General features: G+C 69.2%; 11 protein-coding genes. 1 reads left to right on the top strand and 10 read right to left on the bottom strand.

The window, feature by feature from the left end; genetic code table 11:
- Nucleotides 1–8: 8 nt before the first annotated feature.
- Both OG440_RS38585 and OG440_RS38580 read right to left on the bottom strand, forming a co-directional pair.
- Entirely contained in the window at nucleotides 9–1,889 is a 1,881-nt protein-coding gene (locus tag OG440_RS38585; RefSeq protein WP_331752850.1) for a hypothetical protein, read from the bottom strand.
- A 354-nt stretch (nucleotides 1,890–2,243) separates the two neighbouring features.
- Nucleotides 2,244–2,783 carry a hypothetical protein gene (locus OG440_RS38580; RefSeq protein ID WP_406011598.1) on the bottom strand — a complete coding sequence of 180 codons (540 nt, stop codon included), beginning with the start codon at nucleotides 2,781–2,783 and terminating at the stop codon, nucleotides 2,244–2,246.
- 433 nt (nucleotides 2,784–3,216) lie between these two features.
- On the opposite strand from OG440_RS38580, the gene OG440_RS38575 reads away from it, so the two are divergent.
- Nucleotides 3,217–3,555 carry a hypothetical protein gene (locus OG440_RS38575; RefSeq protein WP_331752846.1) on the top strand — a complete coding sequence of 113 codons (339 nt, stop codon included), beginning with the start codon at nucleotides 3,217–3,219 and terminating at the stop codon, nucleotides 3,553–3,555.
- Here OG440_RS38575 and OG440_RS38570 read toward each other — a convergent pair whose 3' ends face one another.
- From OG440_RS38570 to OG440_RS38535, 8 genes are all read right to left on the bottom strand, one after another.
- Nucleotides 3,556–3,849: a hypothetical protein gene (locus OG440_RS38570; RefSeq protein WP_406011597.1), complete on the bottom strand. Its 294-nt coding sequence runs from the start codon at nucleotides 3,847–3,849 to the stop codon at nucleotides 3,556–3,558. It lies immediately after the preceding gene.
- A gap of 310 nt (nucleotides 3,850–4,159) precedes the next feature.
- Nucleotides 4,160–4,684: a hypothetical protein gene (locus OG440_RS38565; RefSeq protein ID WP_331752843.1), complete on the bottom strand. Its 525-nt coding sequence runs from the start codon at nucleotides 4,682–4,684 to the stop codon at nucleotides 4,160–4,162.
- A gap of 91 nt (nucleotides 4,685–4,775) precedes the next feature.
- Nucleotides 4,776–6,197: a hypothetical protein gene (locus OG440_RS38560; protein ID WP_331752841.1), complete on the bottom strand. Its 1,422-nt coding sequence runs from the start codon at nucleotides 6,195–6,197 to the stop codon at nucleotides 4,776–4,778.
- On the bottom strand, nucleotides 6,194–7,207 hold the full coding sequence (locus tag OG440_RS38555; RefSeq protein WP_331752839.1) for a hypothetical protein: 1,014 nt from the start codon (nucleotides 7,205–7,207) through the stop codon (nucleotides 6,194–6,196). The genes OG440_RS38560 and OG440_RS38555 overlap by 4 nt, the downstream gene beginning before the upstream one ends.
- 179 nt (nucleotides 7,208–7,386) lie before the next feature.
- On the bottom strand, nucleotides 7,387–12,072 hold the full coding sequence (locus OG440_RS38550) for a helicase-related protein (RefSeq protein ID WP_331752837.1): 4,686 nt from the start codon (nucleotides 12,070–12,072) through the stop codon (nucleotides 7,387–7,389).
- A complete protein-coding gene (locus OG440_RS38545; RefSeq protein WP_331752835.1) occupies nucleotides 12,069–13,166 on the bottom strand; it encodes a hypothetical protein in 1,098 nt (365 codons plus the stop codon). The genes OG440_RS38550 and OG440_RS38545 overlap by 4 nt, the downstream gene beginning before the upstream one ends.
- Nucleotides 13,163–14,734 (bottom strand): hypothetical protein, encoded by a 1,572-nt coding sequence (locus OG440_RS38540; RefSeq protein WP_331752834.1) that lies wholly within the window; start codon nucleotides 14,732–14,734, stop codon nucleotides 13,163–13,165. Before OG440_RS38540 ends, OG440_RS38545 begins: the two co-directional genes overlap by 4 nt.
- Complete coding sequence (locus OG440_RS38535) at nucleotides 14,731–15,396, bottom strand: hypothetical protein (protein WP_331752832.1); 666 nt, start codon at nucleotides 15,394–15,396, stop codon at nucleotides 14,731–14,733. The genes OG440_RS38540 and OG440_RS38535 overlap by 4 nt, the downstream gene beginning before the upstream one ends.
- Nucleotides 15,397–15,557 lie beyond the last annotated feature (161 nt).

Genomic DNA, 15,557 nt, shown 5'->3' with positions numbered 1-15,557 from the left:
GAGCGGTGTCAGTCGAGTTCGTCGTCCGCCTCGTCGTCCAGTTCGTCTTCCACCTCGTCGATTTCCTCGCTCTCGGGTTCCGGTTCGGCGTCGTCGGGCCCGTAGTAGACGGCGAGGTCGCTCAGACGGAACAGTTCCTTGCCGTCCACCAGCGTGCCGGCGGGGAAGTCGTCACGGCGGCGCTTGTGCTGGCGCATCAGCTCGGGGCTGACCTTGATGCCGTCCGCGGCCAGGCGCCGCGCCACTTCGGCCAGCGACAGCAGTTCCTCGCCCGGCTCCTCCTTGCTCTGCGCCGGGTCACCCGGCACCTGCGGACCGCCCTTGACCAGCGTCGGTCGCTCCGCCGCGTCCACCGCGGGTGTGCTGGGCCCGGCCTCGATCGCGGGTGCGGTTGCGTCGTCGCCCGAGTTCTTGGTGAACAGCGGTGTTGAGGTCTGCAGCAGCGACGGCAGGGACTCCGGGCTGGCGGCCGGCGGCGTGCCGTACAGGTCGTCCGTCGAGTAGCCGTACTTCGTGCGCAGTTCGAGGCAGTGCTCGCGGAAGGCGTCCGGGTCGGCGTAGGGGACCTGGATCCACACCCTGCGGTTGCCCTCGATCGCCATCATGCGGCCGGCGCGGTCGACGGACTCGGGCACCGGGGAGGTGTTGACGATCATGCGCCACTGGTTCGCGTTGAAGTTGCCCAGCATGAGGAAGCGGAACATGTTGCGCAGGCCACGGTTGCCGACGGCGGCCTCGCGAAGGTCCTGGAAGACGCCGATGATCGTCACATTTACGTGGCGGCCCATGCGCATGATGGAGGCGATGTCCCCCCAGATCGGGTCCGCGGCCGGGTCGCCTTTCTCCTTGTTCTCGTTCCACCACTCTTTGGAGGCGTCACCGAACTCGTTGCCCTCTTCGAGAATGACGGTGAGCCGGTCGAAGTCCTTCTTCGGGTTCTGCTTTTTGAGGTAGTTCCGTGCCTGCACCTCTTTCGCCACCCAAGTCAGCGCGGCGCGCATGTCTCCGATGTTGCCGGGGTCGGTGTAGAGGTGGACGCCCTCGACGCCCTGGAAGCAGATGATGGATGCCATCTTCACGTCCACGCCGAGCACGGTGGCCCGCTGCCGCACCAGCTGGGTGATCACCATCTGCAGGAAGCTCGACTTACCGCCGCCGGAGCCGACGGACAGGGCCCACATGGCGGTCTCACCCGTCATCTCCTTGATGAACGGCTTGTGGTGCTCGTCCAGGCCCAGAACGATTTGGCCCGGCTTGCACGCAGCGATCGCGTCCTGGATGACCTCGGAGAAGAAGTCGACGGTCTCGGGCGGTTCCGGCTTCGGCTTGGGCTGGTGCGGAGTGAAGACGACGTTGAAGGGATGGTTCTTGAGGTTCCACTCCCCCGCCCACAGGCCGCCCATCCGCTGCTGGACGAGGTCACGCATCTGGTCCCGGTAGGCGCCCGGGTCGTGCCAACCGTCCGGCAGCTTGATCGCGACGAACGACCGGTCCAGCGGAATCGTCACCGCACGCATCCGGTGGTGCTCGTCCCAGGGTGAAAGCAGCTCCTTCAGCGCCAGCGCCATCGGGTACACCAGACTGCGCTGGTGCTGGCGCCGCTTGCGGCCGCGCACCGCGGCGATCACGACGACCGGCAGCAGCAGGCCGGCCGCGCCGGCGGACACGTAGATGACCCGCTCGTGGTCCTTGACGTACCACCACATCCACGCCGCCCACCCCACCCAGGCCGTCACCAGCACCCGGATCAGGGCGATCACGCCACGGGGCAGGCCTCCCGGCGGACGCGGTTCGCCGTCCAGCGGGGCGCCGCTGAGGAACCGCGCAACGACCGCGCCCGCCTCCTCCACTCCCTGCTCGAGCTGCCGGTCGAACTCTGTGCGCGCCACGCCCCACCGTCCCTTCCACAACACGTCCTGCTCCCACCGAAGGGCGGGAGACGATCCGCGGGGACGGTAGGAAGATCAGCCTGTGGACAGAGCCCTGCATTCGGAGCGGCAAGGGCCGGCCGGTCTCGTGCAGGACCGGGGACAGGAGGCGAGCGCGGTGGTCCCCCGCCATCAGCACGGGGCTTCGGCGCACTCGGATCTGCGCAGAATTCGCCGACCTGCCGGTTACCAAAGACCGAGCGCTCGCCGACTTCAACGGCCCTACCCGTGCAGTGGTTGCGACCACGCTGTGCGAACCGTGCCTTCCCTGGATGCCAGGGTTCAGGTGTCCGCCAGCCGGCTTCGCCGATTTCGTCAGCTCCGACGGAGGTCAATGCCGCGCTCGGCCGCCAGGGCCAGCACCGCCGTGACGGTGGCGCCCTCGCGCAGGCGGCGGCGTACCTGGCGCCCGTCCAGGATGACGTCGAGGGCAGCAAAGCCAATGTTCCAGGCGCGGCAGGCCTGGACGGTCGCAGCGCCGTCCACGCCCAGAGCCCGCATCCAGGTCTTCAGCTCCGGGGTCGTCAGCCCGAGCCCGTGCCAGGCGGTGGTGCGCTCCTGCAGCTGTGCGTGGCGCATCGTCGGTGCGAGTTTGGCGATCAGTCGCATCACGCGGGAGCGCTCTACATCGTGCGGCCGTCGCGGCGCTTTGGCGCGCGGCGTCATTCGAGGTTGGCGGGCGAGGCTTTGCAGTTCCGGTCCGAGGTCGAGGCCTTCTCGGGCAGCGATGTCCTGGGCGTCGGGTGTGCGGCGCTGGGCAGGTCGGCCGAGGAGGGCGGGAGTAGCTGGCGGGGTGGAGTTGAGGAAGTTCCAGATGGCGGTGAGTTCGGGGTCGGTGAAGTGCGGCTCGGCCACGGGGTGCCTCCAGGCGGGGGTGGTTGAGGGCATGCAAAAGGGCCCCGTGCCGACGGCAACGGGGCCCTGTGTAAGGGGGCTGTGGTGTCTAAAGCGATGTGCGGTGGATGAAGGTCCGCGGGGTCCAGCGGCATCTGACGGCGACAGGCTGCGTCAGCTGGGACACAAACCGCACAGAGCGGCCAGCTTATCCATTTTTCTCACCACGGTCCGGGAGTTGATGAAAAGCGCAGGTCACTGACGTTCGCCGGCAGGACGTTGGTCATGCCGGGTGCGTGGGCCGGTTCAGCGTCCTTGATCTGGTCCCAGGGCAGGCGGACTTCAGGTTCAGCAAGGACGTGGACCCCGGGCCTCGAGTAGCGCCAATAGGCGTTGGCCGGGCACCGGTACCTTCCCGCCCTGGTCATGAACGCAGCTCTGCGAGACTGCCACCATGGCAAACGACGACGCAGGGGCCGTGAAGATGGCCGACCTCTTCGATCCCGAACCGGAAGGGTGGGGTCTTCGCGGCGACCCCCACCTCTGGCGGGCCCTTCGTAATCACCTGTCTGGCGCTGACGTCCCCACCTCGGTCGACGAGGTGGTCACCCGTCTGCAGACAGCTTTCAGTGAGCTTGCAGGCGTAGACCTCGACAGGGAGCCACAGTCGTCCGTGTACCGGGCGGACTACGCCCACGGCGGCATGTCCAGCGGCATGATCTGTCTCGACACTTGGCGAGAGCGCCTGATGCCGTTACTCACGGAGCGCGCGAGAACTCTGTTGGAGGCTTGATCACATCAGCTGCACACGAGTAGTCGACTGCCGCGCGGCGGCCGGATAGTGATCGGACATGAGGCCGCCAGCGCGGCTCCAGACGCTGACGGCGATCCCTATCGGGAACTCGCGCAGGACCTGATGGAGCAGACGGAGGGCCTGCGCCTGGTCGTCGCCTTGCGGCTGCCCCAGAGCTACGAGCGCCATCCCGGGATCGTGACGGTGAACACCATCGCCCTCCCCGAAGCCCGCCGAGACCAGGGCGTAGGCAGTGGCGTGCTCGCTGCGCTGTGCGCAATCGCTGACCTCCACGGGCACTGGATGGCCCTCACCCCCGTACTGGATCTCGGAGCCACCAGCCTCCCGCAGCTGACCCGGTTCTACGCTCGGGCGGGATTCGTGGCCAACCACGGCCGCCAGCTTCCGTGGACGGCTCATGCGCTGGTGCGCCCACCGGCGCAGGGCGGGTAATCGCCTTGAGCCCGGGGCTCCTTGCGGAATCGGCGTCGCCCCGGGTGCCCCGCACACCCGGCCGGTCTTTGCACCGAGCCGGCACCCGCGGCTCGCCGGCGCTCAGTAGCGACGCCCATTCCCTTGCCGGTCAAGGGCAACAGCCGGCCTCTCACTCCTGCTCCTCTTCAGAGTCGCCGATCGCGACCCGGAGGTCGTGCATGCCCTGCTGGAGCTCGATCACGGACGTCTCAGCCCGGCCGAGGGCTCGCCGGACACCTGCCACGTCACCGCTCTGGAAGTGAAGGTGGGCGCCGAAGGTGTCCGCCGCGGCCACCAGGGCCATAGTCGCCGCCATCCGGCCAGCGGGAGTCTCCTCCTCTTCGAGCCCCATGAGCTGCACGCCCGTGCGGTGCAGCCGGTTGACCAGGACGTTGGCGGTCAGGTCGGACTCCGGCCCCACCTGCCCAGTCCAGCCAAGCAGGACTTCGGCTTCGTCCTCGTCGCTTCCCAGCCGGGTCGCGGCGGTGATCTCCAACTCGGTCGTGGCCAGCAGGACTCCGAGCAACCGTCGGCGGTCCTCCTCCTGCGGTCCCTGCGGCCACAACTCGGGATCGAGGACCGGCGCGCATCCCAGCGCGACCAGGGCCGCATAAATCTGGTCCGGGCCCACCGGGTGCTCGCTCCTGATGCTCACATCTCCACCTTCACCGAAGCCGGGAGCTGCCGCACCCACACCACGAGCACACCGGGAAACAGCTTCGCGTCCCTGGAACCCGATCTCCGGTCTACGTCGCCCGCCGGCCGCGGGTGGCGTGGTACTCGCGGGTGAGGTGGACGATCGGCTCCCATGCACCGCTCGCCCCGGCGCTGGGCCAGTGGCCCGTGGGGTTCGCGTGAAGCCGGGCGACCACGCCCAGGTCTGCAGAGATGTAGGACACGGCGGCCAGGGTGCGGAGATCGATCCAACCGGGGGCGTCGGCGAGATGCCGCAGCAGCCGGCAGAAGCCGTGCGGATCTTGGTTCATCAGGAGGCTCAAGGTGTGATCGACGGAGTCCTGGCCCGCGCCTGAGAGCAGAGCGCCGATGGACCGCCCCGTCCCCGCCGAGTGACCCCGCTCCCGCAACCGGACCACGGCGTAGCCGGCGAGGACGACGGCGAGTGCGTTGTCACATCGCGCCCCGGCGGCATCGAGTTCCTCGTGGGTGGGGAAGGGCAGGCCCGCCTGTTCGACGACGTCGTACAGGTCCATGGTGGGCGCGTCGAGGAGGTAACCCGTGCCGGGCTGGGCCGGGCTCTGCGCCCACCGCCGGGCCTGCTGGAGCCAGTTCCGGCCTTGCCGGGGGACACGGGGCGCATGGTCTGCCAGGTGTTCGCACAGGCGCCACAGGTAGATCTCGTCGGGCCGCTCCGGCCGTGGCGGCCGCGGCGGCTCCGCGTTCGGCTCGTGGCCGGTGCCTTCCCCGGGCCGCGCCGACAGTGCTGCGTCGGCCTGCGTCTCCTGGCTCGGTTCGGCGGCGTGCGGGAGGCCGTCCTCGGCACGGGTGGCGGGCACGAGAGCGGTCAACGCCTTGGCGAGGAGGGAGGACTGCCCCATCCTGCGCTCAGTGCGCATGTGCTGGCGGGCGACCGCATCCGCCAGTTTGCGCAAGTGGCCTTGATACAAAGGGCCTTTGCAGGCCGCAGCCCGGGCGAAGGCCTCAAGCGCGGGGTGAACGTCATGGTCGTATCTAAGGCCCTTGACGTGACGCAGCAGCGCGAGTCCGGGGCGGGGGTCACCGCTGGGGCACACGGGCCGGCCGTTCGTGAACAGCTGGCCCAGCGCGGTGTCGAACAGTCGGGAGAGCGTGGCGTCGGCGCGGGCCTCGGGGTGTGCCCGGCACGCGAGGCGCAGGGTCTCCGCGGCCAGGCGGGCGGCGAACAGCGTCGTCCCGGCGGCGGCGTTGGCCGTGAAGGGCGCGGTGCCGGGGTGGGCGACAGCGCCGTAGGTGAGGATCGTGCGCGCCACCGCCTCGTCCAGCTGGTCGTCGGCGCCGGACTCACGTGCCTCCCACCTGGCGATGTTGATGAGGTACTGCGCAAGGCTCAGGCCGTCGCGCAGGGCGGGATCGTGTTGCCTGGGGCGCACCCAGTTGGGCATCGCGGCGAGGGTGGCGGGGGACGGCGTGACGGAGAGGACATCGTGCACGGCGTGGACGTCGAGGGTCATGCGGCGTCTCCCTGGTCGGCGAGGAGGTCCTCAGTGGCTTCGGCGCCGAGGACCGTGGCCATGGCCTGTCGTACGTCGGGATCGGCAGCGGCCACGGCCCGCAGCGCGTCGCGGCGGGGCTCGTCCTCGGGTTCCGCATCGGGCGGCCCCTGCAGCAGGTCCTCACGGATCTGCGCCAGTTCCTGCTCCAGGTCGCGGACGCGGCGGGCCGCACGGAGCACGTCGGACGCGGTGGCGTCGCGGGCCGCGGTGCCGTGAATGATCGTGCCCTGCGTGATGGCGTGCGCGTACCGGTCGCTGCCGGCGAGCTCGGCGAGGTTCTTGCGTTGCTGTTCGGCGATGCGCTGGCGCGCCTTCGCCACGAGGGTGGAGTCGAGATCCTCCGTGGCGTCGTCGCCGCGTAGGCGGTAGGCGGTGATCTGTGCCACCGCGGTCTCGATGAGATCGGCGATGACGGAGTTGCCCTGCTGTTCCTGAGCCGACCGGCGCAGGGAGCCTTCGTAGGTGTCGATGGCGCCGGACCTCATCTCGGCCGCCTCGGACAGCAGGTCGGCCGTCAGGCCCTGCAGTTCGAGGTCGTCGGGAGGTGTTTTGCGAATGCGCCGGGCGAGGCTCTGTAGGCCCACCTGCTGGACGCGGCGCAGCGTGTACTGCTCGGTGGTCTCCGGTTCGGTCTCGGGCGGTGGACTCAGCCGGTCGGCCTGGACCAGGAGAACCTCGGCGTACAGGTCCACGTTGGGCCAGCGCGGCTCGGTCACCGCAGGCGTGTCCCGCCCGGCCTCTTTGATCCGCCGAATGGCGCCCCGGCTGAGGCCGGTGCCTCGTACGGTGACGGCCTCTCCGCCGTGTTCGGGGAAGACCCGCAGGGCGCCGAGCACCAGTGGGTCGCGGCGGGCTTCGAGCCGACCTCGTTCGCGTCTCCAGGCCAGCAGCGCGTCGTACGCGGTCTCGGGGTCGTCAAAGTAGACGGCCGCGGTGGCCGTCGGAGGACGCTGGGAGTTCGAGCTCATGGCGGCACCGTAGCACCGTTAAATGTACCGTGCGAGACAAATTTAAATGTTCCATGCGAGACATTTCCTGCAGTGGCTTCAGCAGTGCCAGCGGCGACTGGGCGGGCCGTTCGTGGCGTTCGAGCACGAGCGCCATCGAGCGAGCGCCAGCGCGCAAGGCAGGCGCCGAGCCGCCCTCATCAGTTGGCGAGGATGCGGATGCGAGTGTCTTCGCGCCACGTGCCAACCGTGGGCAGCGGGAAGTGTTCACGCATCATGGTCTGGGCGTTCTCGACGGAGGCCCTGTCTCCTGTCAGGACGGTACGCCACCAGGGAAGTTCACCGGTTTCGGCGGTTCGGTCCTCCGATACGTGGACCTTGAGATCGCTTCCGCGGACGGCGTCGGATGCGGCTTTCCACTGCTGCGTCTTACGTCGGTAGCGCTCGGACACCCACACCCACTGCCGGGGGTATGCCGCACGCAGGTCATCCACCACCTGCTGCAGGGTGGCGCTGGTATCTGCCGCGACGACCACGATGTGCACCGTCCGGCCGTTGCGACGCGTGGGACGCGGGGCCAGCGCGGCGTGTGGGGCGAACCGTTGCATCAGCTCCGCCTGGCGCTGTTTCAGGCGGCCAACATGCGGCACCTCCACCTTTTTGACGACCCCGCCGAGGACGGACTGCACGGTCTCGAAGGCGCGTCGCCCGGCGTCGTCGTCCCTGGCGGAGATGCGAACCCGTGGGTCATCGTCGTCGATGACGCTCAGCCGGATGTCGGCCGGCAGCAGCCGGGCGAGGGGTTTCCAGTCCGGCTGTCCGTCGTTGCGCCAGAGGTCTTCGGCCTGTCGCGGGAGCGGCAGAGTTTTATCGAACAGCCAGCCGCTCAATTCCAGTGAGCGCTTCTCCGCCCGCACTGCGGTGATCCGGAGCGGCACGGTGTCCCCCACCTCGACACTGGGCGCGTTGCTGCCTCGCAGGTAGCCGCGGATGCCGGTACCGGTCGTCTCGACGAGGAAGTCGCGCTGGTCCCTGCCTGTACGGGAGGTGACGGTGCCGGTGACGATCTGTTCTTGGCGCATCGTGAGGAAGGGGTCCTTTGCCGGATCCCGGAGTTCAATGCGGACCTCCCCGTTGCTGGGGTCAGCCTCAGTGACGTACGCCTGGACGATGGCGCCGATCTCGTGGCGGGGTGGCGGTCCAGCCCAGGTCAGTTGCCCGGTGGGGACGCGTTTGGTGCTGCCAGATGAGAGCCGGACGGTGACTCCGCGGTCGTCGCTCTCGGTTACCTCGACCTCGGTTTGACCTTCTTCGCGCATCCGTTCGACGGCGTCCTCGTCTATCACTTCGGCCCAGGGGGTCAGAACTCGCACAATCGCCCGTTCCAGGGAGCTGCGCAGTCGCGCTGCGTCCGCCGGGTCGGGCACCGTGTTGCAGAACGCGAGCACCTTGAGCCAGTCCGTGGCAGTCGGGGGGCCGGTGATGACGATCCGATCTGCCTGCCATTCCCAGGGGCCTGGGGGGAACGCGGTGGGGCTGATGCGGAGATCCTTGACGTCGGCGAAGGCTGAGGGCCGTCTCCAGGAGAGGCTGACCCGCACGCGTCGGCCGATGACCAGCGTTTCGGGCAGGGCTGGGAGTCTGCCGGCGTCGATCCAGACGACGAGCGGGGGCGGGGCGGGGGTGGCCTCTTCGGTGACGATCTGTACCCAGAGTCTTCCCTCGTCGGCGTCTACGAGGTCCGCGTCGGCGCCGGTCCGCTGTCGCGGAGTGCCGCTGAGGAGCGACAGGCGTGTCAGGGCGCCGATGGTGGCGGTCGTCTGTCCCAGGTAGGGGATCAGCCTCTCGTGGTCGTACCCCTCTGCGGTCAGTTGCAGGACGGTGCCGGGCCGCAACTGGCGTGTTTGCACGAACCGTAGGCCTGTCCCCAGATGTCCGCCGTCGAGGACCAGGCGCTGGCCGGTGGCGGGGTCGCGGACCTGCAGCAGGGGCCGGCTGTCGCGGGGGAAGGTCCGGGTCGCCTCGATCGTCACGGTGAAGTCCGTGCCGACCGGGTGGGCGGTCTCCAGTTCCTCGAGCTCCTCCTCGGTCCGGTCCGGCACGACGTGCACGACCTGGCCGTGTGTGTGGGTGACCCGTACGTTCACGGTTCCCTCGGCGTCGACCCCGTCGGCGAGTTGAGCTGCCGGCAGCTCGGCCTGCTTGGGCTGCGGGTCCTCGGGGGGGGGCGGCTGGTAGGCCGGCTCGTCGGGGAAGGCGCTCAGGTCGCTCAGGTCGTCCGGCTCGCGGTCGGCGGGACGGATGATGGGGTCGTCGGGGAGGGCCTCTTCCTTACTGCCGGCGTCGAGTCTGATGGTCTCGTCGGGCAGGGGGGCAAGGCTCTGCAGAAGTTGGACGGCACCGCGGTCGAGTGCGGCCCGGTAGCGGTCACCGGGCAGGTGGAGCGGCTGCGGATGCCGTTCTCCTAGAGGTACGTCGATGAGGATCCCGAGGAGGCTGCCCGTGGGCTTCAGCAGGGCCGGGTCGACGGCGGCGCAGATCGATCCCTGCTGGACGGTCTCTGGTTCGCGCAGTGGGCTGGTCCAGCGGGTGCGGCGGGACCGGTCGAGCATCACCAGGTGGTGGGGTGGTCGTACGGCTGCGCGAGAGCGCGGGTCGATCGTGGGGCGGGCTCCGTGGTGCATGGCTCGGATCAACTCTGGATCGCTGCGCGCGGTCTGGAACGGCTCGAGGATGATCTGTCCTTCGTCGTCCTGCGCCGTTGTGTACACGGCGTTGGGGCTGGACCAGGCGATGACGGCCCGCAGCCTCGGCAGCAGGGCCAGGTCGATCTGCCGGGCCTGCTCGGTTCTGGTCTTCGACTGCATTCCCCTCAGGAGGGCAGCGCGCTCCTCTGCGAGGGTGGTCAGGTAGTCGTGGTCTACGTAGTAGCGAGCGCACCACGCCCGCCGGTCGTGGGCGGGCTGTTGTTCCCAATAGGAGGCCACGCGGCAGGCCACCTCGATGTCGTCTGCGCACTCGTCGAGGAGGACCTGGTGGATGTCATCGACGTGGATTTTCGCGGGAGCCGGCCAGCTGGTGTCCCAGCGCAGCAGAGAGCGTCCCTTGAGCTTGGGGGCTTTGAGGGCGAGGGCGGTGGCGGCTTCGACCAGGCAGCCGGCGCTGTCGGCGTTGACGAGGATGGTGCTGTCGATGAACTCGCCGCGGATCGCGTTGATTTCACGCCCGAAGGCGGTGGGGTCGCCGGTCTCGGTGACTGCGTCGAGCGTGAGCAGGTCGGCGCGGGCGCGATGGAGTTCGGCGGGCGACGGGCCGGGGGGCAGCCACCGCAGGGACTGGGGATCGGAGACGCCTGCCGTGGAGGCGTTGAGGATCACGGCAGTGAGCGGTGATCTGCTGATCTCGGGTGCGGTCTCGTAGGCGAGGGTCGCGAACTGCTCCTGGGTGAACAGGCAGTGCCAGACGCCGGGCGCAGTGCGGCCGGCGCGGCCGCGGCGCTGCAGGAGGCCGGCCCGAGAGTGGGGGGCCGGGTGCATCGTGGCGGTGGCGGTGTCCGGGTCCCAGGTGGTGAGGTTGTTCAGTCCGGAGTCGATGACGTGCCGGATGCCGTCGATGGTCAGGGACGTCTCGGCAAGATTGGTGGAGACGACCACACGCCAGCGCACTCCCTTCTTGCGCGTCGTGCGGTCCAGGGGACGTCGCCGTTCCCGGTTGGGCAGTTCGGAGTGCAGGGGCAGAATCTCGATCTGCGGCGCCAGCGGCGCCATTTCGTCGTCCTCGTCCAGCAGACGCTGCATCTCGGCGATGGCGTTGGCGATCGGGCGCTTGCCGGGCAGGAAGCACAGGACGTCACCGTCGTAGGCCGGAACGGAGTCGGGGATGTCGGCCGGACGGTGGCCGTAGGCCATCCAGCGCAGGACCTCCACAGCGTGGCGCGCGACCTCATCCGGCATTCTCACGGGCCATTCCTTCAGCGGAATGGGAGCGTCGGCCCGCCACCGTTCATACACCGGATGGAGGGTCTTGCTGGGCATCTCCAGGAACAGCACGTCGTAGTCGGGGGCGAAGAAGTCGGTGAAGGTCCGCTGGTCCAGGGTGGCCGACACGATCAGCAGCCGCAGGTGAGGAAGGCTGCGCATCTCGCGGCGCAGGAGGGCGAGAATGAGATCGATATTGAGGCTGCGCTCGTGTGCCTCGTCGATCACCACGGTGGACACAGAGTGCATCTCGCCGCGGCGGATCATGTTCACCAGCGTGCCGTCGGTGAGGTAGAGGAGTCGGTTGGCGGCGTCGGCCTTGTCGGTTGTCTTGCTGTTGCGGTAGCCGATGTCCAGTCCGGGTCCGGCCCGCGATCCGTGAAGCCGTTTGGCGACGTGTTCGGGGATGCTGGTGGAGGCGTCGATCCGCGGCTGCGTGACGACGATCTGGCCGTGTCGGGTGAGGTGGTCGCGGGGGTACGGGTCGGGTGGCACCAGCAGCCGCCAGGGCAGGAAGGTGGACTTCCCCGACCCGGTTCCGGCCTGCACGATGGCGACCTGGTGGGTACCCAGTCCCTCCAGCAGGGTACGAATGTGCTCGTCCTTGATGCCGAACTCGTCCTCCCCTATCGGGGTCGGCTCGGTGCGCTGATCAGTGTGCGGGCGCTCGGGATGGGACAGGCGCCCCAGGCGGCCGGCCTTGAGCCCTGCCGGCGGGACCGCCCGGCCGGGTTCGAGATCAAGATAGGCCGCGCCGAGGCGGGAGGTGTCGCGCCGGTGTTTGAGCCTGCAGGCCGCGCACCGCTCGGGAGGCGAGTGGCCGCGCTGGAGGGCTTCGGTGCGGGCATCCTCGGAGTAGGGAACGGGGGTTCCGCAGTCCTTGCAGGCGACGGTCCAGACGGTGGTCACGGTTCCTCCAGCCACGTCGCGCCCTGAAGGTATCCGCTGCGCCGGGCGTAGTAGGGGATCACTGCCAGCGGCTGGGTCTGCACATGCGCGGCGACTGCCCGGTAGAAGCCGATGACGGCAGGCTCGAAGCCGGTGTGGACGATCTCGAGCCGGTTGATGCCGCACTCCGACAGTTCCGGCAGCCGGTCCAGGGTGTCGCAGTGGCAGAAGTCCTCGATCTCGGCGAAGGTCCGATCGGCCACCGAGACCAGCCGGTTGCGGAACCAGTAGCCGCTGACGTGCTCGTCAAGATCCATGTGTCGCATGCTCATCAGGCCCAGGCGCAGCGTGCGCGTGCCGTTGGCGGGCGGGCGGAGCGGAAGACCGAGGGGGAAGGGTGCGCTCTCGCTGCCGTCGACCTGGACCAGACGCACGAAGGACGGCGGGACTGCGGGGCCCTGGAGATCGCGCAGTACCTCGGTGATGACGTCATGCGGGGCGGTCATGCCGATAGGGACAGGCTGCCCGTGGCGCAGGCCGTCGATGATCTGCTGGCACAGCGCATCGGCCTGCTGATGCCGGCGCGGGTCGTCGGCGTACATGGGCGGCAGGTCCGCATGCCGGCGCTCGATGGCTTCGGCGGCTTCAGCCTGCTCAGGCCCCTGGCCGGGGAGGCGGGAGGATTCGAGCGCTCGGAGGGTCACCAGGGTGTCCTGCGGCGCCATCGGCTGGACGGAGATCACCAGCCCTTCTCCCCGCCCGGCGGTGTCCTGCAGGAAGCGTTTAACGGCGGGGCTGCTCTCCAGGCGCGGCAGCCAGCGTGGGAGGTGTTCGGGGAGTTCTTCGGGCGGGTACACGGTGCCCGCAGCGCCCAGGGCGGTGGCGAGGGCGCCGGCGTCGACGGCGAGGCGAGGCTGATGACGCTGGCGGGCGATGCGTTCGGCGGCCGCCGAGGCGAGCCGGTAGCGGCGCAGGTCATCGGTGCTGGCGGTTTCGGTGGTGACACGTCGGCGCATCGCGAGCAGGACCTCGACGGCGTCACGGAAACCGTCCAGGTCCGGGGCGGGGTCCCCTGGCCACGGTCCCCGTGCGACGGCGTGCAGCACGGCGATCATGTCCGTGCCGTCCGGGCGCGCAGGATCGCGGTGTCGGCGAGGCTGTCCAGCGTGCTGGTGTAGTCGGGGGAAGCCAGCACTGTCCGGTCTGCCGCTCGTGCCTGCTCGAGAGCCTTGGCAACGGCTGGGTCGGTGGAGGTGTTGGCGTCTGCTGGGACGATGATCACGTGTCCTGGCGGGATCTTGTCGGACAGGGCCGGCAGATGTGTCGGCAGGAGGTCGTTCTCTACTGCCAGCACATGCGCGGTGATGCTCCGGGTGTGCGGTTCCGCGCCGGTGAGGGCGGCCCAGCCGAGGGAGGCCGTGTGGCCTTCCTCCACCGTCAGCGTCACGGCGGACAGGCACGGGTCGATGCCGTTGATCGGGTCGAGGAAGGTGACGTTGACGGGCGTTGTGGTGTCGTCATCGTCGCTGGCGAAGGGCTGGCCGCCGCGGGCGATGCGCCGGCTGGCCGCGGCGACCGTCAGCGCGGCCCGGCACACTCTTTGGGCAACCAGCCAGGACAGACGGTCGGTGACGTCGACGGCGCCGGTCAGGATCCGTTGCGGACGGGCGCTCCAGCGCAGGAGCGCCTCAACGGCCACGGGCTGCCACATGCCGGAGGCCACGGCGAAGCAGACGGCGCCGGTCGACAGGCCCTCCAACGGAAGGAGGCCGCGGGTGCCGGTGGTGAGGTCGGCTGCCAGCGAGTACAGGCGCTCCCCCGTGGCGGCGTCCCATCCTCCGCGCCTGGGCAGGCGCACGCCGCGCTCGGCGGCCCACCGGCGAAGCGGCCCGGGAATGGGTCCCTCGCTGCGCTTGGTGACGAAGGCGGCGGCCAGGGGTCCGCCCGACCGGTAGGCGTCCGACAGCACGGCACACAGCGCCGCGCGGACGCTCGCGCCTGGGGCGAACGAAGAGAGCTCGGCGGTGGCGAACACGGAGATGTCGTGCCGGTTGTGCAGGCGGTTGTGGCAGCTGCGCAGGACCGCCAGGACGACGTCTTCGCTGCACAGGCGCGTGACGGTCCACTCACCGGGCCGGTCCAGTTGGTCCTTGGCCCGGCGGCCTTCGCGGACGTCCCGCTCCTGGTCCTTGAGGTGGCGCAGCACCGTCGCGACGGAGGAGAGGTCGTTGCGCCACTCGTAGACGAAATCGGTCAGGGAAGGCGTCCATGGAACGGGGCCGGCTTCGATGTCGTCGAGATCCAGCAGGATCACCGGCGCCCGTCTGTCGGTCGTGATCACGCAGGCGACCTGGCGGTCCGGAAGGACCTCGATCGGCAGCAGCTCTTGCGGCAGCTGATTCAGCAGCCGCAGCAAGCGGGTCGTGGCGGCGACGTCGAGGTGTGCAGGGCCGCTCTTGGGGCTGCCGAGTAGGTGTCTGCGGCCGTCTTTGCTGGTGAGAGCGCCGTACCGGCGGGTCCAGTCGATCCATGTCTGCGGCAGTTGCGAGAAGAGCGCGCGGACGGCATCGGGATCTCCTGGCGGATAGGAGCGCAGTTGTCCACTTCTGACCGCTCCGTCGATTCCGGTCCAGGGGCTGTCCTGCCGCGGCCGTTGCTGCGGCTGCCGAGCGGTGGAGGTCACGGCTCCGGGCCCTTCTCGTCGCGATCCGCCAGCGCCAGCAGCGCCGCGGCGACCTCGTCCATGCAGTCGGTCGGCGGGCAGAGTGGATCTCCGACTCTGCCGCTGCCCTCGACTTTCCAGCTTTGGTACCGCATGACCCTCAGGTCGATCTTGTGGACGACTACCTGCCCGTCCCCGTCAGCACCCTGGTCCTGGGACGTGATGACTGCCTCTCCCAGGCGTTGCGCCACGTACTGGGCAGATCCCTGTCGCGATCCGTCCACGTTCCTGGACATGGAGGGCTTTTGAAGGCTGGGGATCCCCTGGAAGTTCAGTTTCTTGGCGTGTGTGGGACGCTGGCTGTGCGCGACGGTCTTGACTTCGTTGACGATCCTCGCCGTGTGATGGGTGACCAGGTCAAGAGCTTGCCTGCGGCCAGGGCGCGCCGCGTGCCGGTCGGCCGCCAGAAGCACCTGATGCCCGCTGGTCTCCAGGATCGTGCGAAGTGCCACTTCGCCGACGTCGCCTACGAAGTGGGACGTCTGGTCCTTGCTTGCTTCGATTGAGGCCTTGTGGAGCTGGTTGCTCAGCACATCCACGATGAGGTTCAGACCCGTCGGTGTGCGGCCCGCCAGGCTCAGCGCCTCGGCGAGTTTCCTGTCGCCGTGATTCTGGCATCCCATACAAAAGCCACACGTAGAGTGTATTTGCCTCGTAATGCCAGGATACGGCCGCGAGGGGTTCGCCTCCTCCGGAGAGAGCGCCGCCGCAGACGCACGCGCGAGCGGTTCAGGATGCACGGACGGCGCCTCCCCTGTGCGGGACGGAGGCACCGCCTGCGCAT

Origin of the sequence: Streptomyces sp. NBC_00637 (assembly GCF_045161545.1) — a bacterium.
Classification (GTDB): Bacteria; Actinomycetota; Actinomycetes; order Streptomycetales; family Streptomycetaceae; genus Streptomyces.
This window is presented reverse-complemented; position numbering and strand designations above follow the sequence as displayed.